At 65.9% G+C, this 26,857-nt stretch carries 31 protein-coding genes and 1 pseudogene; 17 read left to right on the forward strand and 15 right to left on the reverse strand.

Going from position 1 to position 26,857, the window contains the following annotated elements; all coding sequences use genetic code 11:
- Positions 1 to 132: 132 nt before the first annotated feature.
- Entirely contained in the window at positions 133 to 528 is a 396-nt protein-coding gene (locus tag ABD301_RS07480; RefSeq protein ID WP_344308389.1) for a winged helix-turn-helix transcriptional regulator, read from the reverse strand.
- 76 nt (positions 529 to 604) lie between these two features.
- Between ABD301_RS07480 and ABD301_RS07485 the strand changes: the two genes are divergently transcribed.
- On the forward strand, positions 605 to 1,543 hold the full coding sequence (locus ABD301_RS07485) for an NADP-dependent oxidoreductase (protein WP_344308391.1): 939 nt from the start codon (positions 605 to 607) through the stop codon (positions 1,541 to 1,543).
- 4 nt (positions 1,544 to 1,547) lie between these two features.
- Positions 1,548 to 2,147 carry a hypothetical protein gene (locus ABD301_RS07490; RefSeq protein ID WP_344308393.1) on the forward strand — a complete coding sequence of 200 codons (600 nt, stop codon included), beginning with the start codon at positions 1,548 to 1,550 and terminating at the stop codon, positions 2,145 to 2,147.
- A gap of 15 nt (positions 2,148 to 2,162) precedes the next feature.
- Here the strand turns inward: ABD301_RS07490 and ABD301_RS07495 are convergent, their stop codons facing one another.
- Both ABD301_RS07495 and ABD301_RS07500 read right to left on the reverse strand, forming a co-directional pair.
- Positions 2,163 to 3,041, reverse strand: a complete 879-nt coding sequence (locus ABD301_RS07495; RefSeq protein ID WP_344308395.1) for a haloalkane dehalogenase — start codon at positions 3,039 to 3,041, stop codon at positions 2,163 to 2,165.
- Entirely contained in the window at positions 3,038 to 3,697 is a 660-nt protein-coding gene (locus ABD301_RS07500; protein ID WP_344308397.1) for a response regulator, read from the reverse strand. Before ABD301_RS07500 ends, ABD301_RS07495 begins: the two co-directional genes overlap by 4 nt.
- 141 nt (positions 3,698 to 3,838) lie before the next feature.
- On the opposite strand from ABD301_RS07500, the gene ABD301_RS07505 reads away from it, so the two are divergent.
- Together ABD301_RS07505 and ABD301_RS07510 are read left to right on the forward strand one after the other, a co-directional pair.
- Entirely contained in the window at positions 3,839 to 4,798 is a 960-nt protein-coding gene (locus ABD301_RS07505; RefSeq protein WP_163566632.1) for a phosphoribulokinase, read from the forward strand.
- Positions 4,799 to 4,862: 64 nt separating this feature from the next.
- A complete protein-coding gene (locus ABD301_RS07510) occupies positions 4,863 to 5,087 on the forward strand; it encodes a helix-turn-helix domain-containing protein (RefSeq protein ID WP_163566631.1) in 225 nt (74 codons plus the stop codon).
- A 25-nt stretch (positions 5,088 to 5,112) separates the two neighbouring features.
- On the opposite strand, the gene ABD301_RS07515 is transcribed toward ABD301_RS07510, so the two are convergent.
- The 6 genes and pseudogenes from ABD301_RS07515 to ABD301_RS07535 all read right to left on the reverse strand — a co-directional run bounded on the left by ABD301_RS07515 (position 5,113) and on the right by ABD301_RS07535 (position 10,055).
- Positions 5,113 to 5,865: a LysR substrate-binding domain-containing protein gene (locus ABD301_RS07515; protein ID WP_279578953.1), complete on the reverse strand. Its 753-nt coding sequence runs from the start codon at positions 5,863 to 5,865 to the stop codon at positions 5,113 to 5,115.
- 65 nt (positions 5,866 to 5,930) lie between these two features.
- A pseudogene (locus ABD301_RS42330) lies at positions 5,931 to 6,008 on the reverse strand (hypothetical protein); the annotation flags it as partial.
- Entirely contained in the window at positions 6,005 to 6,925 is a 921-nt protein-coding gene (locus ABD301_RS07520) for an AAA family ATPase (RefSeq protein ID WP_344308402.1), read from the reverse strand. The gene ABD301_RS07520 and the pseudogene ABD301_RS42330, both read right to left, overlap by 4 nt.
- Positions 6,926 to 6,981: 56 nt before the next feature.
- On the reverse strand, positions 6,982 to 7,407 hold the full coding sequence (locus ABD301_RS07525) for a ribulose bisphosphate carboxylase small subunit (protein ID WP_344308404.1): 426 nt from the start codon (positions 7,405 to 7,407) through the stop codon (positions 6,982 to 6,984).
- Between the two features lie 9 nt (positions 7,408 to 7,416).
- Positions 7,417 to 8,844: a form I ribulose bisphosphate carboxylase large subunit gene (locus ABD301_RS07530; protein WP_344308406.1), complete on the reverse strand. Its 1,428-nt coding sequence runs from the start codon at positions 8,842 to 8,844 to the stop codon at positions 7,417 to 7,419.
- Positions 8,845 to 8,924: 80 nt separating this feature from the next.
- Positions 8,925 to 10,055: a hypothetical protein gene (locus tag ABD301_RS07535; RefSeq protein WP_344308408.1), complete on the reverse strand. Its 1,131-nt coding sequence runs from the start codon at positions 10,053 to 10,055 to the stop codon at positions 8,925 to 8,927.
- Positions 10,056 to 10,341: 286 nt separating this feature from the next.
- On the opposite strand from ABD301_RS07535, the gene ABD301_RS07540 reads away from it, so the two are divergent.
- Genes ABD301_RS07540 through ABD301_RS07590 form a run of 11 tightly spaced genes read left to right on the forward strand, consistent with a single transcriptional unit; the run spans position 10,342 to position 19,120 of the window.
- Positions 10,342 to 10,713, forward strand: a complete 372-nt coding sequence (locus ABD301_RS07540; protein ID WP_279578950.1) for an NADH-quinone oxidoreductase subunit A — start codon at positions 10,342 to 10,344, stop codon at positions 10,711 to 10,713.
- A complete protein-coding gene (locus ABD301_RS07545) occupies positions 10,704 to 11,237 on the forward strand; it encodes an NADH-quinone oxidoreductase subunit B (protein ID WP_425551896.1) in 534 nt (177 codons plus the stop codon). Before ABD301_RS07540 ends, ABD301_RS07545 begins: the two co-directional genes overlap by 10 nt.
- A complete protein-coding gene (locus tag ABD301_RS07550; RefSeq protein WP_344308411.1) occupies positions 11,234 to 11,803 on the forward strand; it encodes an NADH-quinone oxidoreductase subunit C in 570 nt (189 codons plus the stop codon). Before ABD301_RS07545 ends, ABD301_RS07550 begins: the two co-directional genes overlap by 4 nt.
- Positions 11,773 to 12,756, forward strand: coding sequence for a complex I subunit 1/NuoH family protein (locus ABD301_RS07555; RefSeq protein ID WP_344308413.1), 984 nt, complete (start codon positions 11,773 to 11,775; stop codon positions 12,754 to 12,756). Before ABD301_RS07550 ends, ABD301_RS07555 begins: the two co-directional genes overlap by 31 nt.
- A gap of 1 nt (position 12,757) precedes the next feature.
- Positions 12,758 to 13,198, forward strand: a complete 441-nt coding sequence (locus ABD301_RS07560) for a 4Fe-4S binding protein (protein ID WP_344308415.1) — start codon at positions 12,758 to 12,760, stop codon at positions 13,196 to 13,198.
- Positions 13,195 to 13,767, forward strand: a complete 573-nt coding sequence (locus ABD301_RS07565; RefSeq protein ID WP_163566626.1) for an NADH-quinone oxidoreductase subunit J family protein — start codon at positions 13,195 to 13,197, stop codon at positions 13,765 to 13,767. The genes ABD301_RS07560 and ABD301_RS07565 overlap by 4 nt, the downstream gene beginning before the upstream one ends.
- Positions 13,767 to 14,102 (forward strand): NADH-quinone oxidoreductase subunit NuoK, encoded by a 336-nt coding sequence (gene nuoK / locus ABD301_RS07570; protein ID WP_163566625.1) that lies wholly within the window; start codon positions 13,767 to 13,769, stop codon positions 14,100 to 14,102. The genes ABD301_RS07565 and nuoK overlap by 1 nt, the downstream gene beginning before the upstream one ends.
- Positions 14,102 to 15,922 (forward strand): NADH-quinone oxidoreductase subunit 5 family protein, encoded by a 1,821-nt coding sequence (locus ABD301_RS07575; protein ID WP_344308418.1) that lies wholly within the window; start codon positions 14,102 to 14,104, stop codon positions 15,920 to 15,922. Before nuoK ends, ABD301_RS07575 begins: the two co-directional genes overlap by 1 nt.
- Positions 15,919 to 17,403: a complex I subunit 4 family protein gene (locus ABD301_RS07580; RefSeq protein WP_344308420.1), complete on the forward strand. Its 1,485-nt coding sequence runs from the start codon at positions 15,919 to 15,921 to the stop codon at positions 17,401 to 17,403. The genes ABD301_RS07575 and ABD301_RS07580 overlap by 4 nt, the downstream gene beginning before the upstream one ends.
- 1 nt (position 17,404) lies before the next feature.
- Positions 17,405 to 18,877, forward strand: coding sequence for an NADH-quinone oxidoreductase subunit N (locus tag ABD301_RS07585; RefSeq protein ID WP_344308422.1), 1,473 nt, complete (start codon positions 17,405 to 17,407; stop codon positions 18,875 to 18,877).
- 12 nt (positions 18,878 to 18,889) lie between these two features.
- On the forward strand, positions 18,890 to 19,120 hold the full coding sequence (locus ABD301_RS07590; RefSeq protein WP_163566624.1) for a hypothetical protein: 231 nt from the start codon (positions 18,890 to 18,892) through the stop codon (positions 19,118 to 19,120).
- Here the strand turns inward: ABD301_RS07590 and ABD301_RS07595 are convergent.
- From ABD301_RS07595 to ABD301_RS07605, 3 genes are read right to left on the reverse strand one after another with little or no spacing between them, the layout of a single operon-like run.
- The gene (locus ABD301_RS07595; RefSeq protein ID WP_344308424.1) at positions 19,085 to 20,236 is read right to left on the reverse strand and encodes an NADH-quinone oxidoreductase subunit D; all 1,152 of its coding nucleotides are present in this window, start codon (positions 20,234 to 20,236) and stop codon (positions 19,085 to 19,087) included. The two genes, ABD301_RS07590 and ABD301_RS07595, sit on opposite strands and share 36 nt — an antisense overlap.
- Positions 20,233 to 21,231, reverse strand: a complete 999-nt coding sequence (locus tag ABD301_RS07600; protein WP_344308426.1) for an SAM-dependent methyltransferase — start codon at positions 21,229 to 21,231, stop codon at positions 20,233 to 20,235. Before ABD301_RS07600 ends, ABD301_RS07595 begins: the two co-directional genes overlap by 4 nt.
- A 6-nt stretch (positions 21,232 to 21,237) precedes the next feature.
- The gene (locus tag ABD301_RS07605; RefSeq protein ID WP_344308428.1) at positions 21,238 to 22,425 is read right to left on the reverse strand and encodes a GAF domain-containing sensor histidine kinase; all 1,188 of its coding nucleotides are present in this window, start codon (positions 22,423 to 22,425) and stop codon (positions 21,238 to 21,240) included.
- Positions 22,426 to 22,576: 151 nt separating this feature from the next.
- Between ABD301_RS07605 and ABD301_RS42335 the strand changes: the two genes are divergently transcribed.
- Entirely contained in the window at positions 22,577 to 22,696 is a 120-nt protein-coding gene (locus ABD301_RS42335; protein ID WP_425551897.1) for a DUF6893 family small protein, read from the forward strand.
- Between the two features lie 109 nt (positions 22,697 to 22,805).
- On the opposite strand, the gene ABD301_RS07610 is transcribed toward ABD301_RS42335, so the two are convergent.
- The gene (locus tag ABD301_RS07610) at positions 22,806 to 23,462 is read right to left on the reverse strand and encodes a response regulator transcription factor (RefSeq protein WP_344308430.1); all 657 of its coding nucleotides are present in this window, start codon (positions 23,460 to 23,462) and stop codon (positions 22,806 to 22,808) included.
- 339 nt (positions 23,463 to 23,801) lie between these two features.
- On the opposite strand from ABD301_RS07610, the gene ABD301_RS07615 reads away from it, so the two are divergent.
- A complete protein-coding gene (locus tag ABD301_RS07615) occupies positions 23,802 to 24,788 on the forward strand; it encodes an ArsR/SmtB family transcription factor (RefSeq protein ID WP_344308432.1) in 987 nt (328 codons plus the stop codon).
- Positions 24,789 to 25,092: 304 nt separating this feature from the next.
- On the opposite strand, the gene ABD301_RS07620 is transcribed toward ABD301_RS07615, so the two are convergent.
- Both ABD301_RS07620 and ABD301_RS07625 read right to left on the reverse strand, forming a co-directional pair.
- Positions 25,093 to 25,887 (reverse strand): transglutaminase family protein, encoded by a 795-nt coding sequence (locus ABD301_RS07620; protein ID WP_344308434.1) that lies wholly within the window; start codon positions 25,885 to 25,887, stop codon positions 25,093 to 25,095.
- The gene (locus ABD301_RS07625; protein WP_344308436.1) at positions 25,877 to 26,692 is read right to left on the reverse strand and encodes a transglutaminase-like domain-containing protein; all 816 of its coding nucleotides are present in this window, start codon (positions 26,690 to 26,692) and stop codon (positions 25,877 to 25,879) included. Before ABD301_RS07625 ends, ABD301_RS07620 begins: the two co-directional genes overlap by 11 nt.
- Positions 26,693 to 26,857: the final 165 nt, after the last annotated feature.

Below are 26,857 nucleotides of genomic sequence, written 5' to 3' on the forward strand. Positions count from 1 at the left end.
CCTTCCGAGGCCAACCATTCATCCAGACGGTGCTCTCATCAGGTGATCCGTCCGGCACTGACGGTTGAGGATACGACAAATGAACACTGTGTTGCGTAAGCGTGGCCGAGAAGTGTGCGAACACACGTCCGATCAGCGCTGGTCGTACGCTTCGCGGGCCGTCGCCACGTCCTCGATATGCGTCTCGGCCCACGTCTTAATGGCACGTTGTACGGGCAGAAGCGACTCGCCCAACGCCGTCAGTTCATAGTCAACCCGTACCGGCACGGATGGGGTGACCGAACGTGCGACGAGACCGTCACGCTCGAGCTTGCGGAGCGTCTGGGTGAGCATCTTCTGGCTCGCGCCGGCCACGATCCGGGAGATCCCGCTGTAGCGCAGCGGGCCGTCCGCGAGCGCGCTCAACACCAACGTCACCCACTTGTCGCTGAGCGTCGCCAACAGCTGATGACCAGGGCATTCGGCCAGGTTGGCGTTGTAGTCCCGGCTCTCGGCGTCCCGCCGGCCGGCCGCTGACAGCGTCGCCATGTCGACCTCCCGGGTCGGTTACGCACCTTGAAGTGCGTCCTTTCCACCAGATCGTAGCTTTCTTACGGTGCGTGTCATGAGAACCACACTCGTCCGCCGATTCGGCGGCCCGGAAGTCCTAGAGATCGCCACCGTCGCCGACCCGGAACCCGGACCCGGCCAGGTCCGCGTACGGGTAGCCGGGGCCGCCGTCAACAAGATCGACATCTCCACTCGCAACGGAGCCCTCGCCCAGGCCGGGTTGCTCGCGCCGGCACCCCAGACGTACCTCGGCTGGGACGTGTCCGGCCAGGTGGACGCGCTCGGCCCTGGCGCGAGCCGGTTCACCAGCGGCGACGCCGTCGTTGGGCTGCGTGACGTGCTGTCCGCCGGCGGTACGCAGGCCGACTACGTCGTACTCGACGAATCGGCGGTCGCCCCGGCGCCGACGACCGTCTCTCTCGTAGAGGCGGCGGCTCTTCCCCTGATGGCGCTGACCGCCGACCGGTCACTGAGGCTTGCCGGCTTGCACCGCGGCCAGACAGTGCTCGTGACCGGCGCGGGTGGCGGCGTCGGCGGGGTCGTGCTGCAACTGGCCGCGCTGCGCGGCATCCGTACGATCGCGGTCGCCGACGACGAGCGGCTGGTACGCGACCTCGGCGCCACCGACTTCGTACCCCGGAAGGTCTTTTCGCCAGCCGCCGTACGCCGGCTCGCCCCCGGCGGGGTGGACGCGGTCATTGACGCCGCGGTGGTCGGCGTACCGGCCCACGAAGCCCTGCGCGGCGGCGGCACCTTCGTCGCCCTGGTAGCCCCCTTCGCGCCGCCGCCGCTGCGCGCCACCACCGTCATCGTCCAGGAGGTCTTCGCCGACGGCGGCCGGCTGGCCGAGCTCGCCGCTCTGGTGGATGCCGGCCGGATCACGTTGCGGATCCAGGAAACCCTGCCGCTGGCCGACATCGCGGTGGCCCACGAACTCACCGCGAAAGGCGGCCTCCGCGGCAAACTTGTCCTTAGCCCAGGGTTGCTACCTTGACCAGATGAGCCCGAGTTCGCCGCGAAAGACCCTGCTGTCCATCGCCATCGGCGCCGTGGTGGCGGTGGTCGCGGTCATCGCGTACGTGATCTGGAGCAAATCACCCAGCGTGCCCAGCAAGACCGAAAGCGAACGTCAACTTTCCCAGCAACTGCCCGCATACCAGCACACCACGGTCACCGCGGTCTGCGAAACACCATCGGCCGACCACGAATGGCATTGCCGGCTCCGGGACGGAAACGGTCGTTATGGCTACGCGACCGGGTCCGTCCTGGTCGGCAAAAGGACCTCTGGCAAATACACGTATGTGGTCTCCAACACTGAGTATAAATGGGGATTTCCGGTCGCCGCCGACGGCACCGTCAGCGACGACGTCACCCTGCAGGACGGAATTCCAGCGAAATACGCGGTGTGGTCGATCGCCCAGAAGGCGCTGCTGTCCGTCGGCGCCGCGGCCCCGGCCCTGGATGCCTTCACCTGTCCCGATGTGTCGGAGGGCCAAACGGTCACCTGCACCGGGCCACCAGCGATGCCGTCCGCGCAGCTCACCCACAAAACCGGCACGGACTATTCGGCCACCTTCAAAATGACACTCCCGGCTTAGTGGTCTGTCTGCGAATTATGAATGCCATTCCAGGAGGTGAGCGGCGATTTTCTCTCCTTGGTCTTCTTGGAGGAAATGCGCCGCCCCTTCGATTCGTACCTGCTCGCCGGCGCCAGGGATCAGGTCGGTGAAAACAGTGCCGGATTTCGGGTACGGGAAGACCGGGTCCGAGTCGCTGAACGCGATCAGCGCCGGTTTCTCCCACCGTCCCAACGATTCCTGCACGGCGGCCATCTCGGTCGCGCCGGCCGCACCCGGCTCGGTGGGGACCAGCAAAGGAAACTCCGCGGCGCCGGCCTTGGACTCCACGGTCGGGAACGGTGCCTCGTACGCGGCCACCACGTCATCGGCAAGCTCGGTGGCCGTCGCACCCTGCAGCACGGATCCCACCGGCAAATCCGGATTCCGGGCGGCGAAATCCCGCCAGGCGAGGAATCCCCTGCTCACCCGCCCGGTGAACAGTCCGGTATTGAGGATGACCAGCCGGCTCACCCGATCGTCGTTGTCCACCGCCCACCGCAACCCGATCGGGCCGCCCCAGTCCTGTACGACAACAGTGGCGGCGCGCAGCTCCAGCGGTCCGAGCACGGCGGCGGCGATGGCGCTGTGCCTGTCGTACGTGTACCAGCCTCGATCGGTTGGCTTGTCGGACCGGCCAAATCCGGCGTAGTCGAAACAGATCACCCGGTGTCCCGCGGAAACCAGCGGCGGAATCATTTTCCGATAGAGATAGGACCAGGTCGGCTCGCCGTGGAAACACACCACCGGGTCGCCGGCGCCTTCATCGACGTAATGAATCCGCAGGCCGTCCACGTCGACATAGCGCGGCTCGTACGGCCATCCCGGCAGATTCTCGAAGCGCTCGTCAGGCGTGCGGAAAACTTCTGCTGTCACCGGAAAATTCCTTCCCGAAGGGCGACCGCGACCGCGCTGGCCCGGTCCCCCACCTCCAGTTTGCGGTAAATCGAACGTACATGACTCTTCACCGTCTCGTCGGCGAGCACCAGTTCCATCGCGATGGCCCGGTTGGACATCCCGGTCACCAGATAGCCCAGCACCTCGCTTTCTCGTTGGGTGAGACCAAGATGCGCGCCCGGCCAGAACTCGCCGGCCTGCAGCCGCGCCGCCGACGCCACCGCGCGGCCAGCCATCGTCGGGTCCACCACCGTTTCACCCTCGGCGGCGCGCTCGAGCTGGCGGACCAGTTCCTCCCCGCCAATCGATTTCAGCAAATAGCCGGCCGCGCCGGCCCGGATCGCCTGGAACAGATATTGTTCATCGTCGTACGCGCTGAGCAACACCACCCGCCGCTGGGGCGCGGCCAGGACCAGCCGGCGGCACAGGTCGAGCCCGCTGCTGTGACCCCGCAGCCGTACGTCCGCGACCACCACGTCCGGATCCAGCGTCGCCACCAACGCCTCCGCCTGGTCCGCGGACACCGCCTGCGCGAGCACCCGTACGCGACCGCGAAACCGCGCGAGGACGGCCTTGATGCCCTCGAGGACCATCTCATGGTCGTCGACCAGGACGAGCCGCAGCGGCTGAGGCATGCCGGAAGTTTAAGCCCTGTCCGGAAGGTGGCAAGACGTACAAAAGCGCGGACTTCCCCTCGCCACTCACCATCCGGGGGGATGCCGGACCGATCAACCGCGGATAGCCTCAAAAAGCAGCGCGACCCCGAAGGAGGCTCGATGCCGGACCGGGTCCTGCGGCTGCAACGGATCGCGAGGGCGACGGCGGTCCGGGCTCCGGCGCGGCGGCCGGTCATGATCGCCATCGCCGGCGACAGCGCGGCCGGCAAAACCACTCTCAGCGGTGGCCTCGCCACCCTTCTCGGGCCGGGCCGGGTCACCACCATCTGCGTGGACGACTATCACCGCTATGACCGCGAAGAACGCCGAAAACTGCCGTTCACCGCGCTGCACCCGGACTGTAACTACATCGGCATCATGGAGCAGCACCTGCAACTGCTGGCCACTGGTGAACCGATTCTGAAACCTGTGTACGACCACCGAACCGGCCAGCTGGCCCGCCCGGAGTTGGTCTGTCCAGGCGATTTCGTGATCGCCGAGGGGTTGCTTCCGTTGCATACCAAGCTCGCGCGGGCCTGCTTCGACATCGCCGTCTACCTGGACCCGCCCGAGGAGATCCGGCGGCGCTGGAAAATCGACCGCGGCGTGGGAAAACGAGGGTACGACAAACATCAGGTCGAGGCCGAGTTGCAGCGCCGCGAGCAGGAGTCCGCGGACTTCATCCGCCCGCAACGCGAGTACGCCGACGTGGTCGTCCGGTTCGCGCCGATCAGCGAGCGCGAAGATCCACCTGGCACCCCACTGTCCGCGAAGTTGTTGCTTCGCCCCACTATCCGACATCCGGACCTCAGCAAGGTGTTGGCCGGGGATCGTCGCTGGACAATTCATCTCAAGCTGGATCGCGAAGAAAACGGACGTCCGGTCGATGCCCTGCATATTCACGGCTACGCGCCGCGAGAGGACAGCCAGGAGGTGGAAAAAGCGATCTGGGCCCAGTTGGGCCTGGAACCGGGCGACCCTATCCACACGCTGGGCCACCTCGCCAACGGCGAGCGCAGTGAGCCGTTGGCCATCACCCAGCTGATTTTGCTCTACCATATGCTCGACGAGTCTCGATAAATGGAGAAAGTCGTCAACCGGGAAACCCGTGCTGACCACTTCTCACGCATCGGACGGGACCAGGATGGATGAACGCACCAGGGTCGTCGGACGCCGGATCGCCGCGGCTCGGACGGCCCAAGGCCTCAGCCAACGCGAGCTCGCGACCCGCGCGAACGTGAGCATTTGGCTGCTGCGCAAGGTAGAACAGGGTGTCCAGGGCCCTACCGTGGCCTTTTTGACCGCCGTCTGTAAAGTGCTCGCGCTGGACGAGCGCTCTCTGAATGCCTACCAGCGCCGCCACTACTAGACTTTTGCGCATTTTCGTTCCGTAGCTATGGCCCAGCCGGCGATATTCGGGCCCGCTGCCATCCGTCGGTCGGATCCGCCAGCAAATGCCGCAGCATCAGCCGCGTGGTCGGCGAAATCTCCACGTGGGTCACCACGTGCCAGGGCCTGTTCATCGGCGTTCCCGCCATCGGCAGCTCCACCAACTCCGCCGCGGCACAGCGCACCCGTACCGCGTCGCGCGACACCAGGGTCACCCCAAGTCCGGCCACCGCGGCGGCCACCGCGGCCCCATTTGAGCCGAGCGTGAGCACACCGGGCATCCGGTCCAGCGTCGTCAACAGTTCGAGACAGGCGGCCCGGGTGCCGGAGCCGTCCTCACGCAGCAACCAGGTCGCCTCCTCGGCCACGAACTTCTCAGCGACAGCTGGGGATCCCACCACGACCAGATCGTTCGTACGCACCGCCCTGGTCCGTACGGGCAGCCGTCGCGGTGGCCGGCCGGCCACCGCGAGATCGGTCTCCCGGTGCTCAAGCATCTCCCATACCTGGCTCCGCCGAGCCACCTCCAACCCGATCTCCACCCGCGGGTAGGCCACCCGGAAAGAGGCGAGCAGATGGGGCAAAATGTGTTCGCCAGCGGTAGTTGCGGCGCCGATCCGCACCATGCCGGTCTCCGAACAATGCTGGCTGCGGGCCGCCGCCAGCGCCTGCTCGTACGTGCCCAGGATTGTCCGCGCATAACGTGCGTAAACCTGCCCGGCCGCGGTGAGCCGGATCCCGCGACCCTGTTTTTCCACCAACGGAACGCCAACATCACGGCCAGCGCGCCTATCGCGGCCGATACCGACGACTCGCTGACGAAGAGCCGTTGGGCGGCGACACGGACGGAGCCGGTATCGGCCAATTCCACCAGCGTACGCAGGCGGGCATTTGTCGTCATCGCGCGCTCCCGGTCTCGAAGACCCTGCTGGCCAACAGGTCTTCCGGCAACAGGGTGGTCACCTCGGCGCGGCCGACCAAGCCGGGGGCGGCGAGCAGCCGGCCGGCGTGCCGCAGTCGGGCCCGCTCCACCGCGTTGCGTACGCTGCGGGCATTGGCGAAAAGCGGCCGACCGCGCCGCCTTTCCAGGTATTCCCGCAACACTGGCAACGCCGGTCCGGAAAATCGGTATCCCAGCTGGTCCGCCATCAGCAAGCCGATCCGGACCAGTTCATCCACCGTGAAGTCCGGGAAGTCGAGGTGGTGCGCGATCCGCGATCCCATGCCCGGATTGGACTGGAAGAAGACATCCATCCGGTCGGCGTAGCCGGCCAGGATCACCACCAGGTCGTCCCGGTTGCTTTCCATCACCTGCAGGAGGATCTCGATTGTCTCCTGGCCGTAATCACGGTCGTTGTCCGTACGGTAAAGATAATAGGCCTCGTCGACAAAAAGCACTCCGCCCATCGCGCGCTTGATGACATCTTTGGTTTTCGGCGCGGTGTGGCCAACATACTGCCCCACCAGATCGTCGCGAGTGACGGCCACCAGATGGCCGCGGCGCAGGTATCCGATCAGCCGCAGAAGTTCGGCCATCCGCAAGGCCACCGTGGTCTTGCCGGTGCCCGGGTTGCCGGTGAAACACATGTGCAGGTTCGGCCGGGCGGTGTCGATGCCAAAGCGCTCCCGCAGCCGATCCACCAGCAACAGCGCGGAAATCTCCCGGATCCGGGACTTCACCGGCCGCAGCCCCACCAACTCGCGGTCCAGCCGCGTCAACAGGTCGGTCAACCCCGACTCGGCGAGCAACTCGGCGAGATCCACCCGCTCATGCGGGTCGAGAACGCTCTCCGGTGCCGGCGCGCCACCAGATCGCATCGCGAATCCCTGTCGCGATACGGCTTCGGCGGCCCGCCCCATCGGTTCCAGCACGATCAACCCGGCTGGTAGCGGTCGCCGGCGGGGCGGCCGGTGGCGTAGCTGTAGTTCGTGTAAGCGATGCGGCGGTCCGCTGTTTCCTGCCGTTCCAACCGGAAACCGGGCTCCTCGACCGGCCGCTGGACCAGGAAGGACAACGCCACCGTCTGCCGGCCGAGCCGCGCGTCGTACGCGTTGACCCGTACGTAACGGTCCGGGTGCGCGGTGCGGCAGGCATTGATCTCCAGCAGCACTCCAGCCGGATCGACCAGGTCGAACATCGGCAGGCCCCACATGTCCCAATAGGTGTTGCGCGGGTGTGGATCGTCGGTGAACTCCACCGAAATCGGCCACCCTTCCTGGAGCGCGTACTCAAGTTGGGCGATGATCTCGTCATCGGAAAAGTCCGGCAGGTAGGAAAACGTGCCTTGGGTGATGCGCATCTTCCGTCCTTAGATCGTCGGGGTGGGCATGACATCCGGGGTGTCGGTCGACGCGTAGGTGAAGGTGATGTCCCCCCAGGTCGCCAGCGCGACGTCGAGCTCCCGGCTTTTCTTGGCGGCGGCTCGAAGGATGTCGTCGCCCTCGGCGAAATAGTCCCGGCCTTCGTTGCGAGCCTTGACCATCGCCTCCAACGCGACCCGGTTCGCGGTCGCACCGGCCGCGATGCCCATCGGATGGCCAATGGTGCCGCCGCCGAACTGCAGCACCACGTCCTCGCCCAGATAGTGCAGCAGCTGGTGCATCTGGCCGGCGTGAATGCCGCCGGAGGCGACCGGCATGGTGCCGGGCATGGATGCCCAGTCCTGGTCGAAATAGAGACCCTTCACAGGATCAGCGGCAACATGATCGAGTCGCAAAGTGTCGTAGAAACCGGCGACAATGTTCGGGTCGCCTTCGAGTTTTCCCACCACGGTGCCGGCGTGAATATGGTCGACGCCGGCCATCCGCATCCACTTGGCAATCACCCGGAAACTCACGCCGTGGTTCTTCTGCCGGGTGTACGTGCCGTGGCCCGCTCGGTGCAGATGCAGGATCACTCCGTTGCGGCGGGCCCATTTGGCCATGGACTGAATCGCGGTATAGCCAATCGTCAGGTCGACCATCACCACGACAGTGCCGAGCTCGCGAGCGAACTCGGCCCGCTCGTACATGTCCTCCATCGTCGCGGCGGTCACGTTCAGGTAGTGGCCCTTGATTTCGCCGGTCTCGGCCTGGGCCCGGTTGACCGCCTCCATGCAGTAGAGATAGCGATCACGCCAGCGCATGAACGGCTGGGAGTTGATGTTCTCGTCGTCCTTGGTGAAATCCAACCCGCCGCGCAGCGCCTCGAACACCACCCGGCCGTAGTTTCGGGCCGAGAGGCCGAGTTTGGGCTTCGTGGTGGCGCCCAGCAGTGGCCGGCCGTATTTGCTCAGGTATTCCCGCTCCATCACGATGCCATGCGCGGGTCCTTGGAACGATTTCAGGTAGTGCGGGGAAATCCGCATGTCCTCCAGTCGCAACGCCCGCAGGGCCTTGAAACCGAAGACGTTGCCGATGATCGAGGAGGTCAGGTTCGCGATCGAGCCTTCTTCGAAAAGATCGATGTCATAGGCGATATACGCGATGAACTGGTCGGGCGCGCCCGGCACCGCTTCCAGCCGATAGCACTTGGCCTGGTAGTGCTCGTATGCGGTGAGCCGGTCGGTCCACACCACCGTCCACGTCGCGGTGGACGACTCTCCCGCGACGGCCGCGCCGGCCTCCTCCGGAGGGACGCCGGGCTGTGGGCTGATCCGGAAAGCGCACAGAATGTCCGACGGTTTCGGCTGGTAGTCCGGTTGCCAGTAGCCCATCTCGGCGTACGGGATAACGCCGGCATTCCAACGATCACTCACGATGACCTCCGCAGGTAGCCCAGCGACTCCATCGTGGCCACCGATGCTTCTGCGCACCATCAGGAATCATCGTGCCAACCTCAACTCTTCACCGTACAGTCCCGCTCCTCATCGAAGTCCACCAGTTTCGGCCTCTCCAGCTGTCGCGGATGCGGGCAACCGCGACCCAGATGCGCCACGAACTCATCCTCAAAAGCGGCCAACGCGCCGGCCACCATCCGGCCTTTGGACCGCAGCGTCAGTAAATCGGCTACGTTTGCGTCGCCGGCCTCGATCTTTTGCAGGATCTCGGAGGTCTCTGGGCACTGGTCACGAGCCAGCAGCCGGGTCGCCGCCACTACGCAGGCTGAGTCGTCGTACGCTATGAAGCCCGCGGCTCCCAGCCCCGACCCGACGGCCCGCAGCTGGTCGAAATCCAGCGGGGTGTCAAACCGTGACGCCGGCACGGGAGCCACCGACGCTCCCGGGAACACCGCTTTGATGCGACCGCCGTTCGCAGCGCCGGCGCAAACCAGATCCAACAGCACCGTCAACGGCAACCCAAGCGGCAGCTCGTACACTCCAGGCAGCCGTACGTCCCCACAGACAGTGAAAACCGTTGTTCCGGGAGAGTTCTCGGTGCCGGCCGACCGGAACCATTCGCTGCCCCGGCGCAGGATGCTCGGCAGGTGCGCCAGGGTCTCGACATTGTGAGTACCCCCTGCGCGGCACCTTTCTCCGATGGAGGAATCCCGATCCGGGTCCAGCACCCATCGCACCACGACGCCGCCGAGCAACCCGTCGGCGGTCATTTCCGACAGTGCCCGGCGCAGCGCGATGATCTCGGTCCGGTAACTCCTGTCGATCACCACGAAAACGCCGGCCACTTCCAGCACCGCCGCGGCGATCATCATCCCCTCCACCACTTGGTAGGGATTGCGCCGGAGAATGAACCGGTCCTTGAAAGTGCCAGGCTCGCCATCGGCCAGCCCACAGGTCAGGTAGCCGGCCCGTCCGGTCGAACGGAGGGTTTCCCACTTCGGGGCGGACGGAAAGCCCGAGCCACCACGACCGCGTAACCCGGACTCACGGACTCGCGCGATGACTTGGTCCGGGCTGAGCTCGCGGACCAGCGCGAGCCCAGCACCACCGCCGACAGCAAGATAATCCGGCAGCGACCCCACCGCCTCGGTCAGGCTGAGTACGGGTTCGGCCCGCATTCGTACGCCCATCGATGGCCTCCCAACGCCGTGAAGCCACCGTGGCTACGATAAATTTCCCGGGAAAATGCCTTTCAGATAAGCAAAACTCGACCTGGAATGGACCACCTTACCAGCGATCAAGCGGCGTTCATCCCCCCAAACGGGGGAGGCCCACGGGTGAACCCGAAACCGAGGTTTGCGCTTCAGTGTCAGCTGCGAACTCCTGATGGACAGTGCGATGGTCGCACGGCTTATCTTCCATGAACGCCCCGTCAGGCGGCACACGGAATCAGGTCCGGCCAGGGAGGTGCACGCGGTGGATCACTATTTCAGCGGATACGCGCTCGTCGGGCTCCTGATCGTGCTGGGCATCGGATTCGTGGCCACCAGCTTCGGCGCCAACGCATTGCTGCGGCCTTCGCGCCCCTCGCCAGGAAAGCAAAGCACCTACGAATGCGGTGTCGAGCCCACCGACGGCGGCTGGGCACAGTCGTACATTCGCTATTACGTTTTCGCTTATCTGTACGTGGTTTTCGCCGTCGACGCCGTCTTCGTCTTCCCGTGGGCCACCATCTTGGCCACCGTCGGATTCGGCACCGCCACGCTGCTGGAAATGTTCGTCTTCCTCGGTGTGCTGGCCACTGGCATCTGCTACACCTGGCGAAAAGGGGTGCTGTCATGGGTGTGATCGACCTGCCCAGCCCGGGCGTCGGGCCGCCGGCCGGACGGGCCGGGCTCGCCGCGCAGGTGCCACAACCCATCAAGTTCGTCCTGAACTGGGGCCGCCGGTATTCGCTGTGGTGCTTCAACTTCGGGCTGGCCTGCTGCGCGATCGAGTTCATCGCCACCTCGATGAGCCGGCACGATTTCATTCGGCTCGGCGTGATTCCGTTCGCGCCCGGCCCGCGCCAGGCCGACCTGATGGTCGTCTCCGGCACGGTGACCGACAAGATGGCACCGGCGATCAGGCGGTTGTACGACCAGATGCCGGAGCCGAAGTACGTGATTTCGTTCGGCTCCTGCGCCAACTCCGGCGGCCCGTACTGGGATTCGTACTGCGTCACCAAAGGCGTCGACCAGCTCGTGCCGGTCGACGTGTACGTACCGGGATGCCCACCTCGACCGGAAGCACTGCTTCAGGGCATTGTCCTGCTGCAGAAGAAGATCGCGGCCGAGACGCTCGGCGACCGATATCGGGACCCGGTCCCGTGACGGGCCGCCTGACCGACCACCTCGCCGATCGGTTCGGCCCGGACGCGACCAGCGTCAGCCACGGCCTGCTTGTCCTGGATGTCGAACCAAAACAGTGGATCGAGGCGCTCACGTACGCCCGTGACGATCTTGGCTGTACGTATTTTGACTGGCTTTCCGCCGTCGACGAACTGGAGAACGGCCTTTCGGTGCGGGCTCACCTGTGGTCCCGTACCCGTCGACACCACCTGTTGGTCCGCACTCTGCTGCCACCGGGCTGGCCTGTGCTGCCGACCGCCAGCGGAATCTTTCGGGGCGCTAACTGGCATGAACGAGAAACCCATGAGATGTTTGGGGTTCGCTTTGACGGCCATCCCTACCCGCGGCCGCTGCTGCTGCCCGACGGTTTCGAAGGTTGTCCGCTGAAGAAGAGCTTCGTGCTCGCCTCCCGAGTGGTCAAACAATGGCCCGGAGCGGTGGATCCGGGCCAGTCCGCCAGCGAAGCTCGCGGCCGTAGACGCCCGAAACTTCCGCTCGGCGTACCGAAGCCCGACGAGTGGGGCGGCTCCACCTGCGGTACGACATGATGGCCGTGCTGACGATCGGGATCCGGCTGGCCGCCGTGTTGACCGGGTTTTTGGTGCTGCCGCTGCTGGTTGGCCAGCTCGAGCACAAGGCGATGGCGCACATGCAGGCCCGGCTCGGTCCGATGGAGGCCGGCCGGTTTCACGGCTGGGCCCAACTGGTCGCCGACGGCGTCAAGTTCGTCCAGAAGGAACACGTGCTGCCCGACCGCGCCGACAGGGCGATGTTCTCGCTCGCGCCGGCGCTCGCTTTACTGCCGTACCTGGTCATCCTGGTGGTCATCCCGCTCGGGCCGAGCTTGCTGGGCGTCGACCTGGACGCCGGACTTTTGTTCGTACTGGCGGCGATGGGCGTGAGCGTGCTGGGCGCGGTGATGGCGGGATGGGCCAGCGGAAACAAATACGCGCAGCTCGGCGGCATGCGGTCCGCCGCCCAACTGATGGCCTACGAACTACCGCTGGTGCTGGTGGCCGGATCGGTCGCGATGGCCGCCGGCACCCTTTCGCTGCCTGGCATCGTTGCGGCCTGGTCGCTGTGGTGGCTCGGCTGGCAGGGCATCGGCGCGGTGGTCTTCTTTACCGCCGGACTCGCCGAACTGCACCGGCCGCCATTCGACATGCCGGTCGCCGACAGCGAGATCATCATGGGCCCTTACACCGAATACACCGGCCTGCGGTTCGCCTTCTTCCTGCTGGCCGAATATGCCGGCATCGTGGTGCTATGTGCGTTGACCGCGACCCTTTTCCTCGGTGGTTGGCGCGGCCCGTACGAACAGCAGCTCGGCTGGCTCTGGATGCTGCTCAAAACCTTCGCACTGTCCTTTGTGGTCATCTGGATGCGCGCGACCTATCCCCGGCTGCGCGCGGACCAACTTCAACAGCTGGCGTGGAAAGTCCTGGTTCCGCTGGCACTGATCCAACTGGCCGTGACCGGCGTGGTGAGGGTGGTGGGGTGAGATGCGGGTACCTGGGACCGGCCTGGTGCACGGGCTGCTGATCACGGCGCGGACGATGGTGCGCCGATCAGTAACCCGGCAGTATCCACACGCGGAGCCCGACCTCCCCTCACGCAGCCGCGGAGTTATCGCACTACTAGCGGAAAACTGCACCTCCTGCATGCTGTGCGCGCGAGAATGCCCGGACTGGTGCATCTATATCGAGTCGCACAAGGAGACCGCGCCACCCCAGGTCGAAGGCGGCCGAGCGCGTACGACGAACTCGCTCGACCGGTTCGCGATCGATTATTCGCTGTGCATGTACTGCGGCATCTGCATTGAGGTCTGCCCCTTCGACGCGTTGTTCTGGTCGCCGGAGTTTTCTTATGCCACCGATGATGTATCCGAGCTGCTCCAGGAGCGGGACGTGCTTGCCTCCTGGTTGCCCACGGTCCCCTCATGACCGGCCTCGATGTCGCCGTCCTTGGCTTCGGCTTACTGATGCTGGCGGCTGCGGTGGCGGTGGTGACGACCAAACAGTTGGTGCACGCGGCCCTCTGGCTAGTGGTCAGTTTCGCCGCCCTGGCAGCCTGTTACCTGCTGTTGACCGCCGAAATCGTGGCCTGGGTGCAGGTGCTGATCTACGTCGGCGCGATCGTGGTCCTGCTGCTGTTCGGCATCATGCTCACCCGCTCTCCGACCGGTCCATCGTCCGATGTGGACACCCGGAATCGTTGGCCGGCCCGCACGGTCGCGCTCGCCGTCGGTGCTTTGCTGGCCAGCACGGCGATCGGCCCGTTCTGGTCGACGTATCTTCCGCTCAGCGCCAGCTCGGCCGGATCCGCGAAAGTGCTCGGCACGGCCCTTTTCCGGTTCTGGGTACTGCCTTTCGAGCTGCTTTCGTTGCTGCTGCTCGCCGCTCTGGTCGCGGCAGTGGTCCTGACCCGCGCCAAGACCGGCCGCTCGGACCGGCCGGTTTTGGCGCGTTCCAGCAGCGGCCGTGGGCCGGCCATCGGCGCCGGGAGACGGTAATGCATCTCGCTCTTGCGATCGCTCTTTCCGCGGCCCTGTTCACCGTCGGCGTCTACGGAGTTCTCGTACGCCGCAATGCCATCCTGGTGTTGATGTCCATCGAGCTGATGCTCGGCGCGGTCAACCTGAACCTGGTGGCTTTCGACCTTCTGCACCACGATCGGCTGCGGTCCGGTCAGGTCCTCGCACTTTTCGTGATCGCCATCGCGGCCGCCGAGCTGGGTCTCGGCCTCGCCATTGTGCTGCTGGTGTACCGAAACCACGGCACGATCGCCATCGACGCCGTACGAGATCACGCCGACCGAGACCCGGCGACCGTGGACAGAGCCTCGTGATGAAGGCGGACGACCTGATCGCGGCGCTGGCCGCGTTCGCCGTGCTGGCGCCGCTGATCGCCGCGGCCGTCGGGCTCCTGCACGGCTCCCAGGTGCCCGGCGGCCCGGGTGCGATCGCCGTCACCGGCACCCTGGCGGCGACCGCTGCCTCAGTTTTCCTGCTGGTGATGATATCTTCGCTGCCCCAGGCCGTCGACTACGCGGTTCCCCTCACCCCTACCGGAGGCATCGCGATCACCGCTGGCGTACGGGTCGACACGCTGTCGGCCTCCGTCGCGGTGATGGTTTCGGCGGTGGCGCTGGCCATCCAGGTGTTCTCCCTCCGATATGTACGGGTCAGGCACAGCTCTTACGCGGCCATGGTTTCCTTGTTCACCGCGGCAATGCTGCTCGTGGTGCTGGGCTCCGACCTGATGGTGCTGTATGTCGGCTGGGAAATCATGGGCCTCTGCTCGTACCTGTTGATCGGGCACCAGTGGGAGGAACGAAAGAACACAACTGCCGCCATCAAGGCATTCCTGATGACCAGAGTGGGCGATGTCGGCTTTCTGTTCGGCATTTTCACCTTGGGCTTCGCGGCCGGTTCATTCCGGATCTCCACAGTGCTGGCCGCTGTGCCGCGGCTGCCGGCCGGTCTGGTGCTGCTGGCGGCCGTGCTCCTGACTCTCGGCGTGGTCGCGAAGGCCGGCCAGTTTCCGTTGCACGGCTGGCTTCCCGACGCGATGGCCGGCCCGGCCCCGGTGAGCGCGCTGATCCACGCGGCCACCATGGTGGCGGCCGGCTCGTACGTGGTGGCCCGGCTCTACCCGGTTTTCCTCGCCGCGCCGGCCGCCCTCACAGTTCTCGCGGTGCTGGCCGGAATCTCCGCCGTCGGCGCAGCTCTCGCGGCCCTCGCGGCCGAAGATCTCAAGCGGTTGCTGGCCTATTCGACCATCAGCCAGGTGGGGCTGATGCTCGCCGCGCTGGCCGTCGGCGGCCGGCTGGCCGCCATCGCACACCTGATTTCCCACGGAGCCTTCAAAGCACTGCTCTTCCTGGCCACCGGCACGGTGATCGTCGCGGTCGGCAGCACTCTTCTGGCCCGGATGGGCGGCCTGCGCCGCACCATGCCGCTGACCTGCGTCTGCATGACCATCGGTTGGGCGGCGCTGGCCGCGGTGCCACCGACGGCCGGATTCTTCAGTAAGGACGCCATTCTGGCAGCGGCCGCCCAGCCGAGCTCGGTGGTGTCCCCTGCGACTGCTGTCTTCGTCGTCGGTTGCACGATGCTCACCACCGTGGTCACCGCCGCTTACGCCACCCGAGCATGGCTGCTGATCTTCTTCGGCGAGCGGACGAAAACGGTCATGGGCGATCCGGGGCCGAGCATGGCCGCGCCGCTGGTCGGGCTGGCCGGTACGGCCCTGTTGCTCGGTCTTGCCGTGCGCTACGTCCCTGAGCTGCTCCCGGATCCGTTCGTCGCGGCCGAATCCGCGGTCCTGGTCACCGCGGGCATCATCGCCGCGTACGTGCCATGGCGGCTGCGATCGGCCGGCGATCCGGCCGCCCTGCTGGGCGCCGCGCGGCCGCTGCTGGCCAGCGCCTTTGGAACCGACACGATGTACGAGCGGACCGTTTTGCCAGCAGTCATGCAGCTTTCCCGTACGGTTGCCCGCTTTGACGACCGGGCGATCAGCCGCACAGTCACCGGCACCGGCCGTGCCGCCGGTCGACTGGGAGCCGTACTTCGGCTGGCGCAGAACGGAAACCTGCAGGCGTACCTGACCGGCATGCTGGCCGGCACCGCGCTGCTCGCCCTCGGTCTGGTGGTGCTGCGATGACCGGCTGGCTGACCGTCCTGTTGCTGCTCGTACCCACCGCCGGCTGTCTTTTCACCCTGCTGTTGCCGGAAAGATGGGCAACTCTCATGGGCGTAATCACCACCGCGACGGTGCTCGCCGACACAGTCGCGGTGATCGCGCTTTTCCACCTCTCGGGAAAAATCCAGTTCCAGGTCGACAAACCGTGGATCCCGGAGCTCGGGAGCCGCTTCCACCTCGGCCTCGACGGCATCTCACTGCCACTCATCGTCCTCACCGCTCTGCTGACTTTTCTTTGCACGGCCTACCTGATGCCGCGGGCGAGCCGGCCCGAGCGGCCCCGCGCCTTCGTCGCTTTGGTGCTGCTCATGGAAGTCGGCACGCTGGGCACCTTCATCGCGCTGGACCTGCTGCTGTTCTTCGTCGCCTTCGAGCTGGTGTTGGTCCCGATGTACTCGTTGATCGCCGGATGGGGCGGATCACGGCGACGACCCGCGGCGAATCAATTCATCCTCTACACCTTGCTCGGATCTGGTTTCCTGCTGGTCGGTATCCTCATCGTCGCTGTTCAGACGGGCACGCTGGACATGGTCGCGTTGACCGCCGGCTCGGGGATGAACCGGACCGTGCAAATCATCGCGTTCCTCGCGATGGCCATCGGTTTCGCTGTCAAGACACCCATGTGGCCGCTGCATTCGTGGCTGCCGGACGCCCACACCCAGGCACCAACGGTCGGGTCGGTGTTGCTCGCAGGTGTCCTGCTGAAAATGGGCACCTATGGCTTTGTCCGAGTCGCGCTGCCCATCCTGCCGGACGGCGCCCGGTTATGGGCGCCCTGGCTGGGAACCTTCGCCGTCATCGGGATCATTTACGCGGCGCTGGCCTGCCTCGCGCAGCGCGACCTGAAACGCCTGATCGCCTTTTCCAGCGTCGGCCACATGGGATTCGTACTGCTCGGGATCGCTTCGCTGACCCCGATCGGCCTTAACGCGGCCCTGTTCGCCAACATCGCTCACGGGCTCATTACCGGGTTGCTGTTCTTCCTGGTCGGCGGGATTTCCCAGCGATACCACAGCACCGAGCTCGACCGGCTGGGCGGCGGTCTGCTGGCCAAGGCACCCAGGTTGGGAAGCCTGCTGGTGTTCGCGTCGGTGGCGAGCCTGGGCCTGCCCGGCCTCGCCGGATTCTGGGGCGAGATGTTGGCTCTGCAGGCGGCTTTCCAGCCCGCCGCCGGACTCAGCCGCGGCCTTTACCTGGTCTTGATGGCGACCGCCGGCATCGGGGCCGTCCTCACCGCCGGCTATTTCCTCGCCATGCTCCACCGGGTGGCGCAGGGACCGGTCGGCCCACTCTGGCGAGCCGTCCGAATCTCGGACGTGAGCGGCCGGGAATGGCTGGCGTGGACGCCGCTGATCGCCGGGGTGGTCCTGCTCGGCGTCTGGCCGGCCACCCTGCTGACAGTCAGCGCGCCGGCCGTACGAGCCGTTCTCGGGTTGGGCTGACATGATCCAAAGCATCGACTACCTGGCCGTCGCGCCACCGCTGATTCTCGCGGTCGCCGCGATCGCGCTGCTGCTTTTCGAGGCGTTCCTGCCTGATGCCGGCGTACGGCAGGTGGCAACCCTGTCGCTGGCCGGCATTTTCGCCGCCGCTGTCGCGGTGGGCTTGCTCGCCGTCGGTCCGTTGCCCCGCACCACGTTCTGCGTACCGGGCGGGCCGGCGGCCTGCTCGTACCACTTGAGCTCCTTCACCCTGTTGCTCGATCTGGTCGTACTGTTCTCGGCCGCGGTGGTGGTTTTGATCGCCAGCGCCGAAATCTGCGCCACCGAACTGCCGGCCGGTGAATTCGGCTTCCTGTTGTTGTCGTCGCTGGCCGGCATTCTGGTGCTGACCGCCGCCGGTGACCTGGTTACTCTCGTGGTGGCGCTGGAAACGCTGACGCTGCCGGTCCTGGCACTGGCGGCCATTCGCCGCCGGGACCGCAGGTCCTCCGAGGCAGCCGTCAAGATGTTCCTCTTCTCGCTCGTTTCCACAGCCGTGATGCTTTACGGTGTCAGCCTGATCTACGGCATCTCCGGCACGGTTTTCCTGAGCCGGATCGCGGTGTTCGACGGCGGCGGACCACTGACCTGGCTGGCGATACTCCTGGTCGTGGTCGGGTTCGGCTTCAAGATCTCGTTGGTGCCGTTCCATTTCTGGGCCCCGGACACCTATTCGGGCGCGCCGGTGTCGGTCGCCGGTTTTCTGTCGGTGATCTCCAAGGCTGGTGGCCTCGCCGGGTTGATCCTGGTCCTGGTCACCGCTTTCGGCCGGTACGCGGTGATCTGGGGGCCATGGCTCGCGGTGCTCGCGGCGATCACCATGACAATGGGAAACCTGGTCGCGCTGCGACAAACCCGGATCGTCCGATTGCTCGCGTGGTCGTCGATCGCGCACGCCGGCTACATGCTGACGCCGCTGGCCGCGTTAGCTGGCGTCGCCGACCGGCCGGAGCTGGTGCGCGGCCTCGTCGGCGCCGCGGTTGGCTATCTCGCGATCTACGCCCTCATGACGATCGGCGTCTTCGCCGTGGTCTCTTTCGCCGGCTGGGTCGGCCCGTACGGCGGCGGCGCGCTGGACGACTATCGCGGGCTCGCCCGATCACACCCGTTGGTGGCCCTGTGCCTGGCTTTCCTGCTCGCGAGCCTGGCCGGGGTTCCACCCGGCCTGGCCGGCTTCTTCGCGAAGATCTTCGTGTTCCGGGCCACGGTCGCCGGCGGCTACGGCTGGCTGGCCGTGCTGATGGCGATCAACGCGGTGATCGGGCTCTCGTACTACCTTTCCTGGGCCGTCCGGCTGTTCGACCGCCGCCCGGCCGGTCTGACAGTGGGATCCGGACCGGTCCCCCGGCCGGTGGCCGCCGCCATCGCGGCCGCCACCGCCGGCACCGCGCTGTTGTCCGTGGTTCCCGGGCTTGTGCTCGGCTTTTCCCCGTGAGAGAAGGCAACTATGCAGGCAACCGTGGCACGCCTGGATCCGGATCGGTCCGGATCGGTGATCCTGGACAACGGCCATTTACTGCCTTTCAGCACCGCCGTCTTCCTCCACAGTGGACTGCGGACCTTGCGACCGGGCCAACGAGTGCGGATCCGGGTCGCGGCGGGTGAGGTCACCGCGCTGACCCTGTCGACCTTCGCACTGCCTTCACCGGTCGATGTCGCCGACGACAAAGAACATTGAGCCCAGAATCGCCACCATGTCGGCGACCAGGTTGCCCGGCAGCAGCTCGGACAGCACCTGGATATTGTTGAAAGAAGCCGATCGCAGCTTCAGCCGCCACGGCGTCCGCTCCGCACGCGACACCAGATAGTAGCCATTGATTCCGAGCGGATTCTCGGTCCACGCGTACGCGTGCCCGGCCGGCGGGCGAATCACCTTGGATGTCCGCGCGCAGATCGGCCCGGGCGGCAGGTCGACGATCCGGTCCAGACAGTCGTCTGCCAGTGTCAAAGACACGTGGACCTGCTCCAGCAGACATTCGAAACGAGCCAGACAGTCCCCGGTTTTGCGAGTGACGACAGGAACATCCAGCTCGTCGTAGGCCAGATACGGATCGTCTCGGCGCAAATCGACATCCACTCCGCTGGCCCGCGCGATCGGGCCGGAGATCCCGAACTGGTCGATTTGCTCGACTGACAACACGCCGATGCCCTTGGTCCGAGCCAGGAAGATCTCGTTGCCGAAGATCAGGTTTTCCAGGTCCGACAGGCTGTTCCGAACGTCGGCGACGGTCAGCCGCGCATGGTCCAGCCAACCCGTCGGCAGGTCCTGCTTCAAGCCGCCGACCCGGTTGAACATGTAGTGCATGCGGCCGCCGGAGACCTCCTCCATCAGATGCTGCAGCTTCTCCCGCTCCCGGAACGCATAGAAGACCGGGGTGATCGCGCCCAATTCCAGCGGATAGGACCCCAGGAACATCAGGTGGTTCAGCACCCTGTTGAGCTCGGCGAGCAGCGTTCGCAGCCAGACCGCGCGGACCGGCACCTCGATGCCGAGCATCCGCTCGACCACCAGCACCACCCCGAGCTCGTTGCAGAAGGCGGACAGCCAGTCATGCCGGTTGGCCAGCATGATGATCTGCCGGTAATCCCGAGCCTCGAAGAGTTTTTCGGCGCCGCGGTGCATATAGCCGATGATGGGTTCGGCCGTACGGATCCGCTCGCCGTCCAGGATCAGCCGCAGCCGCAGGACACCGTGGGTCGCCGGGTGCTGCGGACCGATGTTGAGGACCATGTCCTGGCCACCGTCGAATTCAGCCGCATCCACCCCAACGCCGACGGTCAGGTCGGTCGTCATTGCCTTATTGTCCCATGTAAAGACACCGGTGAACATATGCCCACCGAATGAATCAGCCAGAAATAGCCGCCGAGCCCGGCCGGATCGATCAGCTCCGCTTCCTCGCTGGCGGCTCGCAAACGACCGAGGTAGCCAACCTGATCGGTACGAGCACAGTCCAACGCGGGGCGCCGGCCGTCACATCCCAGCGATCGCAACACCTCTCGCTGGGTCGCCACTTCCACGGATCCCGGCACCGCTCGCATTCCCGCTTCCGCGCAGGCATCTATCGCCACGTGCGCGGTGATATCGGTACGCCCGTCCGGCACCGGTATGACCTGACGGCCTTGCCGGTAACCGGTCAAGGTCCCGGCTGACGGACGCGCGGATCGTACGTGCCCGTAGTCCACCGCGATGGCCGCGCCGGCCGCCAGCCGCCGCACCGCGCAAGCCCAGGCGACATCGCGGGTACGCCCAACTTCGGCCCGGTCGTCCACTGTGGACAGTGGCCACCAGGTATCCAGCCATTCACCGTCCACCAGATCCGCCGAACACCGCTCGCGACCAGCCGGGTCGACCAGCACCAGCCGCGGCCCGTCCGGCGTTCGTACGACCACGTCGACGGGCACGTTGTCCAGCCATTCGTTGGCAAAAAGCAACCCACGAATGCTCATCGGAATCTCGCTCCGCCACCGCGCCGCCTCGGTCAGTCCGGATGGCCGGTCACCCACCTCCACCGCCGTCAGCACTAACCGGTCCCGCAGTTCCGTTGGCGCCAGCCGCCACACAGCCTCCACCAACTCACCACCACCGGCACCAACGTCGACGAAATCCAACCGCGCGGGACTCCTCAGTTCACCGTCGATTCTTGTCAGGATTTTCACCACCGCATCGGCGAACCGCAGGGAGGTGTGTACGGACGTACGGAAATGGTCGCTCCGCGGCACCGCGTTGCGATAGAAGCCCCCGTCGCCGTACAAAGCGATCTCCATCGCGTCGCGCCAGGTCCTCCACATAGGACGTCAGGAAACCGGGACGGTCGCGGAAACCGTCGTCCCGACACCAGGCCGTGACTCGACTTCCAGTCGGCCACCTATCAGCTCGGCACGCTCGGCCATGCTGCCCATTCCGTATCCGCCCTGAGAGATGTCTTGCACCGCGGCCTCGCGGTCGAATCCGCGGCCGTCGTCGGTCACCTGCAGGACGACACCGGATCCACGCCGGAAAAGGCGCAGCTCGATCCGGGCCGCGTGCGCGTGTTTGACAACGTTCTGCATTGCCTCCTGAGCAATGCGATAGAGCGCTATTTCCACATGTTCGGACAGCGCACACTGGTCCACCTCGACGTGCGCCTCAACGCCCGGCGCCGAGCGGGCAAGGCTCGCGAGGCTGTCCGCGAGGCCGAGGTCGTCGAGCACCGGCGGGCGCAGCAGATTGATCGCGGCCCGCGCCTCGGCAATGGTCAGATGGGTGTGCTCATGCGCCTTCGTCAGTTGTTCCAAGGCAAAGTCGCGGTCGTCGGCGAGCGCCTCCATCGCCGCGTCCAGATGGAATTGCAGGCTGCACAGGCGTTGCGTGATGCCATCGTGAATATCCGCGGCGAGGCGGCGTCTTTCCGCTTCCTGCGCTTGGATTACCTGCTCGGTGAACCGCTCATGCGCCCGCTCTCGGGCGGCCAGCCGGCGGTGCATCCGGGCTTGGTGGATGGCGCCGGCTATCAGGGTCCCGATGGAGGTCAGCAGCCTTGCGTCCCGATCGGTGAATTCCCGCCGCATCCGGGTGTGGACATTCAGTACCCCCACCAACCCGCCGGGCGAACTCGCCATCGGCACCGACGCCATCGACGTGTAGTCCTCACCACGCAGCTGTGGGAAATACCGGTAGCGCGGGTCGTTTTCCTTGCCCTCCAGGATGAAAACCGGCCGCTGGTGGTACGCCGCCCAGCCGGCCACTCCTTCGCCCAGCGGCAGGCTGATCTTGCCGACCTCGCGGTCGAAAGGCGCGGTGGCGCCGGCCAGCGTCAACGACCGGTCGGTGTCGTCGAGCACGTGCACGAAACAGATGTCGGTGGCGGTCGCCGCCACGATCAGCGCGGCCACCCGGGCCGCCAGCGCACCCACCTCGGGTCCGGCCGAAATCGCCTCGATAATGCCCACCAACAGGGCGTTCTCGCGCTCCGGGTCGGCCAACCCCAGCCCATGCGGGGTCATTGCCGCCTCCTCGCCGCGGTTCCCGCGGCCCGGTACCAGTTTCCCGCCCATCGCCGCCGTGGTCATCCCCCATCGGAGGCAACCGCGTGGGATGGTCCGATCCGCTCCGCGGCGGTACACTCACTCTCTGGACCGGGTAGAGGAGACTCCCATGATGGTTCTCGGTTACATTTTCGTCGTCCTGCTCGCCATCGCCGTCCTGACTGTCATTGTCATGGGCCTCATGTCGGTCGGAGACATCCGGCGTTACCTGCACATCCGCGGGATGTAGCTCAACAGGCCGAGGCCGCGCACGCCCTCTCGTCCTGGGAAAAACGTACGTCCGGCCCATGTGGACTTTCCACATGGGCCGGACGTACGCGCATTCGGTTCGGCTACTACTAGATCCAGCCGGCCTCGCGGGCGATGCGAATGGCGTCCAGCCGGTTGCGGGCGCCAAGTTTCGCGATGACGTTGGACAAGTAGTTACGGACGGTCCCGCTGGACAGCCGCAGCCGGGTGCCGATCTCGACCATCGGCGCACCGCTCGCGACCTCCTGCAAAAGCGTTGCCTCGCGAATGGTGAGTGGGCTTTCGCCGTGCTCCAGAGCCGCCCCGACCAACTCCGGGTCGAGCACGAACTCGCCCTCGTGCACCCGCCGGATCGAATTGGCCAACTGCTCCGCCGGTGCGTCCTTGGCGAGCAACCCGCGGACCGGGACGGCGAGTGCCTGCCGTACGGTCGCCGGGCTGCCGATCGCGGTGAGCATCAGCACCCGGCAGTCCGGCAGCCGACTGGTGAGTTCAGCGGCGGCGCTGATCCCGTCCAGGCCCGGCAGGCCGATGTCCAGTACCGCGACATCGGGACGGCTGCGTACGGCGGCCGGCACGATCTCGTCGCCGCGTCCGACATCCGAGACGACCTCAATGCCGTCCTCGTACGTCAGCAACGCGACCAACGCGCCGCGAATCAAGTTCATGTCTTCTGCGATCAGAACCCGGATTGATCGCACGGCTGTAGCTGTAAGGAGATCCATGGTGGCGTACTCCGTATTCATTATGTGTTGACTAACGACCCGCTCCCTCAACTGGCCCATACCAATACCCCTGTACCAACACGAAGGACGTGTACTAATACGAAGGCCGGCGCTGGCGCTGTCCGTCGCCGCCGGCTTTCCGGCGGAGGCGAGAAAAGTGGGACCGCTCGCGGACATATCGGCATAGTGCCCAGAAGTACCCGAACGGGCAACCCTTTCGGCGTGGCTCGAAGGGCTGTCGCCAGATGTCAAATCTGTGCTTGCTCACAATTCCCCTGGACCAGGTTGCGGGGTGTGGGATGCTGGTGTTGTGGGAACGTTCGCTGCAACTACCAAGACATTGCCAACGAAGGCGATTCGATGACGCTTCGGATCGAGTTTTCCCCTCAGGACCTCACGAAGATAACGATTTCCCGCACGCCAGACCCATTGTGGGAAACGCTTCTAGCGCTACATCTGGTCAATGCGAAGGCGACCTCGGTGGCCTTCCGGCGCTGGTGCGGAGCGACCCAACTCAGCGGCGCGGCGAAACAACTCCTGCTGCTGGCGCCGGCGCAGGGGTATTCACCCGATTTCCTCACCCCGGCCGAGGGCGCCGCCGGGCTGGACGCCGGTCTGGACGCCGTCCTGACCACTCCACGGGCTCGACTACGAACGGAAATGGGAAAACTCGGCGCCGGCCACCGGTTGGGACCGTGGGCGCGGGACGTGGCCGACGGGCGTTCGCCGGCCATGCAGAACCTGTCCGTCGCGATCCGGGAATTCCACCGCGGCGTCCTGGAACCCCGTTGGTCATACATCACTTCCCGAGTGAACAGTGATCGCGCACGCCGTACGGAGGCGCTGGCCACCGACGGCGTCGGCAGCCTCCTGACCGGGCTACATCCAAGTTTGCGCTGGCAGGCCCCACATTTGGAGCTGGCCGGCCAACACGTGAACGGCGATCTGCGACTGCAGGGCCGCGGCCTTCGGCTGATCCCCTCGTTTTTCTGCCGTGGCGTACCCACCGTGTTGGAGGACGCCGACCTCGCACCGGTCCTGGTCTATCCCATCGACGGCGGCTCGTCCTGGCTCGCCCCCCACAGCGTCCGACCGGATCCCGAAGATCACGCGCCACTGATCGCTCTCTTGGGCCCTACCAGGGCAAAAGTCCTGGTCGCGGCCGCCGCCGGATGTACGACCACAGAACTCGGCCAGCGCGCCGCCATCTCCCCCGCCTCGGCCAGCTACCACGCCACGGTGCTTCGCGAAGCCGGCCTCCTCACCACCCGGCGCAACGGAATGTCCGTCCAACACGACCTGACGGCTCTCGGTTCAGCCCTGCTCGACGGGCAGCTCACCCTCTAGTTTTCCTTTAGCGCCAACAAGAACCTTCCAGCTGCCGATATGGTTGCATCCTCTGCATTAATTTTTCGCCGACCCTTCGGCAACCGCTCCGATTTCTTTGGAAACTGGTTCGCTTGTGTTCTTACGGTTCGGTGACGAAATTGGTGGGATGTTATTGGCTATCGAGAAATGCTCGCCTCGGGAAAGATTCAGAATTTATCCATGCCTGCAGCGAAGTAATGATTACCTCGAGTGATATCCGCGCGCTAACGGGACAACGGGAGCGCGGAAGTTGACCGACTAATCGCGAAGCCGCTTAAAAGACCTACACGACCTCGACCTGTTTAGAGGCGGTCAAGCTCCCGCCGGCCGCACCTACATACGTCCCAGAGGTCGGCGCAACGTCGGCGTAGTCGCGGCCCGTCGCGACGGTCAGGTAGTCCCAACCAGCTCGTCGCCCGTTGCACGGGTCGAACGCGACCGCGCGCGCCTCGGGTACGACGACCTCGACCCACGCATGAGTGCCGCCCTCGCCGAGCAGATGGCCGGAGACGTACCGCGCCGGCAGCCCGGCGGACCGGCAGAGAGCGAGCATCAGGTGGGCGGAGTCCTGGCACACCCCGTGGCCGGCCGCGAGCGCTTGTGCGGCGGTCGTGTCGACGGTGGTGGAGCCTGGTGTGTACGCGATGGCGTCGTGTACGTACGAACAGAACCGCTCAGCGCTGGCCAGCGCGTCACCGTCACTCAGTGCGGCCGCCACTTCCCGGATCTTCGCGTCCGGGGTGGTCAACCGGGTGGGCTGCAGCAGCCACGGATGAACCGTCGGCACGGGTACGCCTTCGGCCGGCCCGACCCGCTCGACGACCGCCTCCAGCAGGAACTCCACCCGCTCCGGTACGAGCGGCGCCAGTGTCCGGGTGATCGTGTTGCCGGCGGCGTCCCGCTGATGGGTGACCTGCGCGTCGGCGCCGGTAACACTCAGTGAGTAGCCTCGCCGGCGCTGGTCACCGTGCCGGGGTGGTGGGACGACGATGAGGCGGTGGTCGAGCTGCCGGATCGGCTCGTCGTACGTGTAGACGAACCGCTGCTTCAAGACGTACGTCCGCTGCTCAGGCTTCATCGGCCCACACCTCCATACTGCGCAGCTCCGGACCTCCATAAGTGGTAGCCATCGCCACGTCCACAGCGTCGCGGCCGCGGCCGATCAGCACTCGCCCCTTGCGGGTCACGTTGTTGCGCGGGTCGAAGGTCCACCACCGGCCATCGAGGTAGACCTCCATCCAGGCGGCGAAGTCCATTGGCTCGTCGGCGACCGGCACGTCCAGGAACGGAAGGTAACCGAACACATACCGGGCCGGGATCGAGAGCGCCCGGCAGAAGCTGATCGCGACGTGCGCGAAGTCGCGGCAGACACCCCATCCGGCCGCGTACGCGTCAGCCGCGGTGGTCGTGCCGTTGCTGCTGCCGTAGCTGAACCTCAGGTGGCTGTTGACGTGGTCGCAGATCGCTCGTACCCGCCGATAGCCCGGCGGATGGTCGCCGAACAACCGCCACGCCTCGTCGCCGAGGGCGTCCGGCAGGCAGTAGCGGCTCGGCAGCGTGTAGACGAGCACGTCGTCGGGCAACAGCGCCGCCGGCACCTCAGGCGCGTCGAGGTCCACCTCCTCGGAGGCGTCCGGGACCATCACGAGCGCCTCGTACCGCACGGTCGTGTCCCCCACCGGCAGCGTCAGGCGCTGGCACCCGTTGCCATACAAGTCCAGGTAGCTGTGCCGGTCGACAACCGGTTGGCTGGCCCACTCCTGTTTGAGCACGGTGGCCGGCGCGGTCCCGAGCGCCTGGACCTGGAAGACCGTCGCGGTCTCGATCTCAGCCGTGTACTGGAACTCGCACCCCACCCGCACCTGACGCTTCGCGACCGTCATCGTCTCCCCACCCGTACCTCCCGGAGCGGCAACAGATCCGCCCGTCCAGCGTACGGCGTTCCCGCGCACGCAACGAAACGGTGCGGATTTGCGCCGTTTCGCTACATTCGGTGGTTTACTTCGAGGGCGCCGGGTTTGCCGACACAGACGCTGATCGCCGACCAC

It is taken from the genome of Fodinicola feengrottensis, from assembly GCF_039530045.1.
GTDB lineage: Bacteria > Actinomycetota > Actinomycetes > Mycobacteriales > HKI-0501 > Fodinicola > Fodinicola feengrottensis.

Coding starts and splice junctions, on each gene's coding strand:
- ABD301_RS07480 (WP_344308389.1), bottom strand. CDS start 528: ATGGCGACGCTGTCAGCGGCCGGCCGGCGGGACGCCGAGAGCCGGGAC.
- ABD301_RS07485 (WP_344308391.1), top strand. CDS start 605: ATGAGAACCACACTCGTCCGCCGATTCGGCGGCCCGGAAGTCCTAGAG.
- ABD301_RS07490 (WP_344308393.1), top strand. CDS start 1,548: ATGAGCCCGAGTTCGCCGCGAAAGACCCTGCTGTCCATCGCCATCGGC.
- ABD301_RS07500 (WP_344308397.1), bottom strand. CDS start 3,697: ATGCCTCAGCCGCTGCGGCTCGTCCTGGTCGACGACCATGAGATGGTC.
- ABD301_RS07505 (WP_163566632.1), top strand. CDS start 3,839: ATGCCGGACCGGGTCCTGCGGCTGCAACGGATCGCGAGGGCGACGGCG.
- ABD301_RS07510 (WP_163566631.1), top strand. CDS start 4,863: ATGGATGAACGCACCAGGGTCGTCGGACGCCGGATCGCCGCGGCTCGG.
- ABD301_RS07520 (WP_344308402.1), bottom strand. CDS start 6,925: ATGCGATCTGGTGGCGCGCCGGCACCGGAGAGCGTTCTCGACCCGCAT.
- ABD301_RS07525 (WP_344308404.1), bottom strand. CDS start 7,407: ATGCGCATCACCCAAGGCACGTTTTCCTACCTGCCGGACTTTTCCGAT.
- ABD301_RS07535 (WP_344308408.1), bottom strand. CDS start 10,055: ATGGGCGTACGAATGCGGGCCGAACCCGTACTCAGCCTGACCGAGGCG.
- ABD301_RS07545 (WP_425551896.1), top strand. CDS start 10,704: ATGGGTGTGATCGACCTGCCCAGCCCGGGCGTCGGGCCGCCGGCCGGA.
- ABD301_RS07560 (WP_344308415.1), top strand. CDS start 12,758: ATGCGGGTACCTGGGACCGGCCTGGTGCACGGGCTGCTGATCACGGCG.
- ABD301_RS07565 (WP_163566626.1), top strand. CDS start 13,195: ATGACCGGCCTCGATGTCGCCGTCCTTGGCTTCGGCTTACTGATGCTG.
- nuoK (WP_163566625.1), top strand. CDS start 13,767: ATGCATCTCGCTCTTGCGATCGCTCTTTCCGCGGCCCTGTTCACCGTC.
- ABD301_RS07575 (WP_344308418.1), top strand. CDS start 14,102: ATGAAGGCGGACGACCTGATCGCGGCGCTGGCCGCGTTCGCCGTGCTG.
- ABD301_RS07580 (WP_344308420.1), top strand. CDS start 15,919: ATGACCGGCTGGCTGACCGTCCTGTTGCTGCTCGTACCCACCGCCGGC.
- ABD301_RS07585 (WP_344308422.1), top strand. CDS start 17,405: ATGATCCAAAGCATCGACTACCTGGCCGTCGCGCCACCGCTGATTCTC.
- ABD301_RS07590 (WP_163566624.1), top strand. CDS start 18,890: ATGCAGGCAACCGTGGCACGCCTGGATCCGGATCGGTCCGGATCGGTG.
- ABD301_RS07595 (WP_344308424.1), bottom strand. CDS start 20,236: ATGACGACCGACCTGACCGTCGGCGTTGGGGTGGATGCGGCTGAATTC.
- ABD301_RS07600 (WP_344308426.1), bottom strand. CDS start 21,231: ATGTGGAGGACCTGGCGCGACGCGATGGAGATCGCTTTGTACGGCGAC.
- ABD301_RS07605 (WP_344308428.1), bottom strand. CDS start 22,425: ATGACCCCGCATGGGCTGGGGTTGGCCGACCCGGAGCGCGAGAACGCC.
- ABD301_RS42335 (WP_425551897.1), top strand. CDS start 22,577: ATGATGGTTCTCGGTTACATTTTCGTCGTCCTGCTCGCCATCGCCGTC.
- ABD301_RS07610 (WP_344308430.1), bottom strand. CDS start 23,462: ATGAATACGGAGTACGCCACCATGGATCTCCTTACAGCTACAGCCGTG.
- ABD301_RS07615 (WP_344308432.1), top strand. CDS start 23,802: ATGACGCTTCGGATCGAGTTTTCCCCTCAGGACCTCACGAAGATAACG.
- ABD301_RS07620 (WP_344308434.1), bottom strand. CDS start 25,887: ATGAAGCCTGAGCAGCGGACGTACGTCTTGAAGCAGCGGTTCGTCTAC.
- ABD301_RS07625 (WP_344308436.1), bottom strand. CDS start 26,692: ATGACGGTCGCGAAGCGTCAGGTGCGGGTGGGGTGCGAGTTCCAGTAC.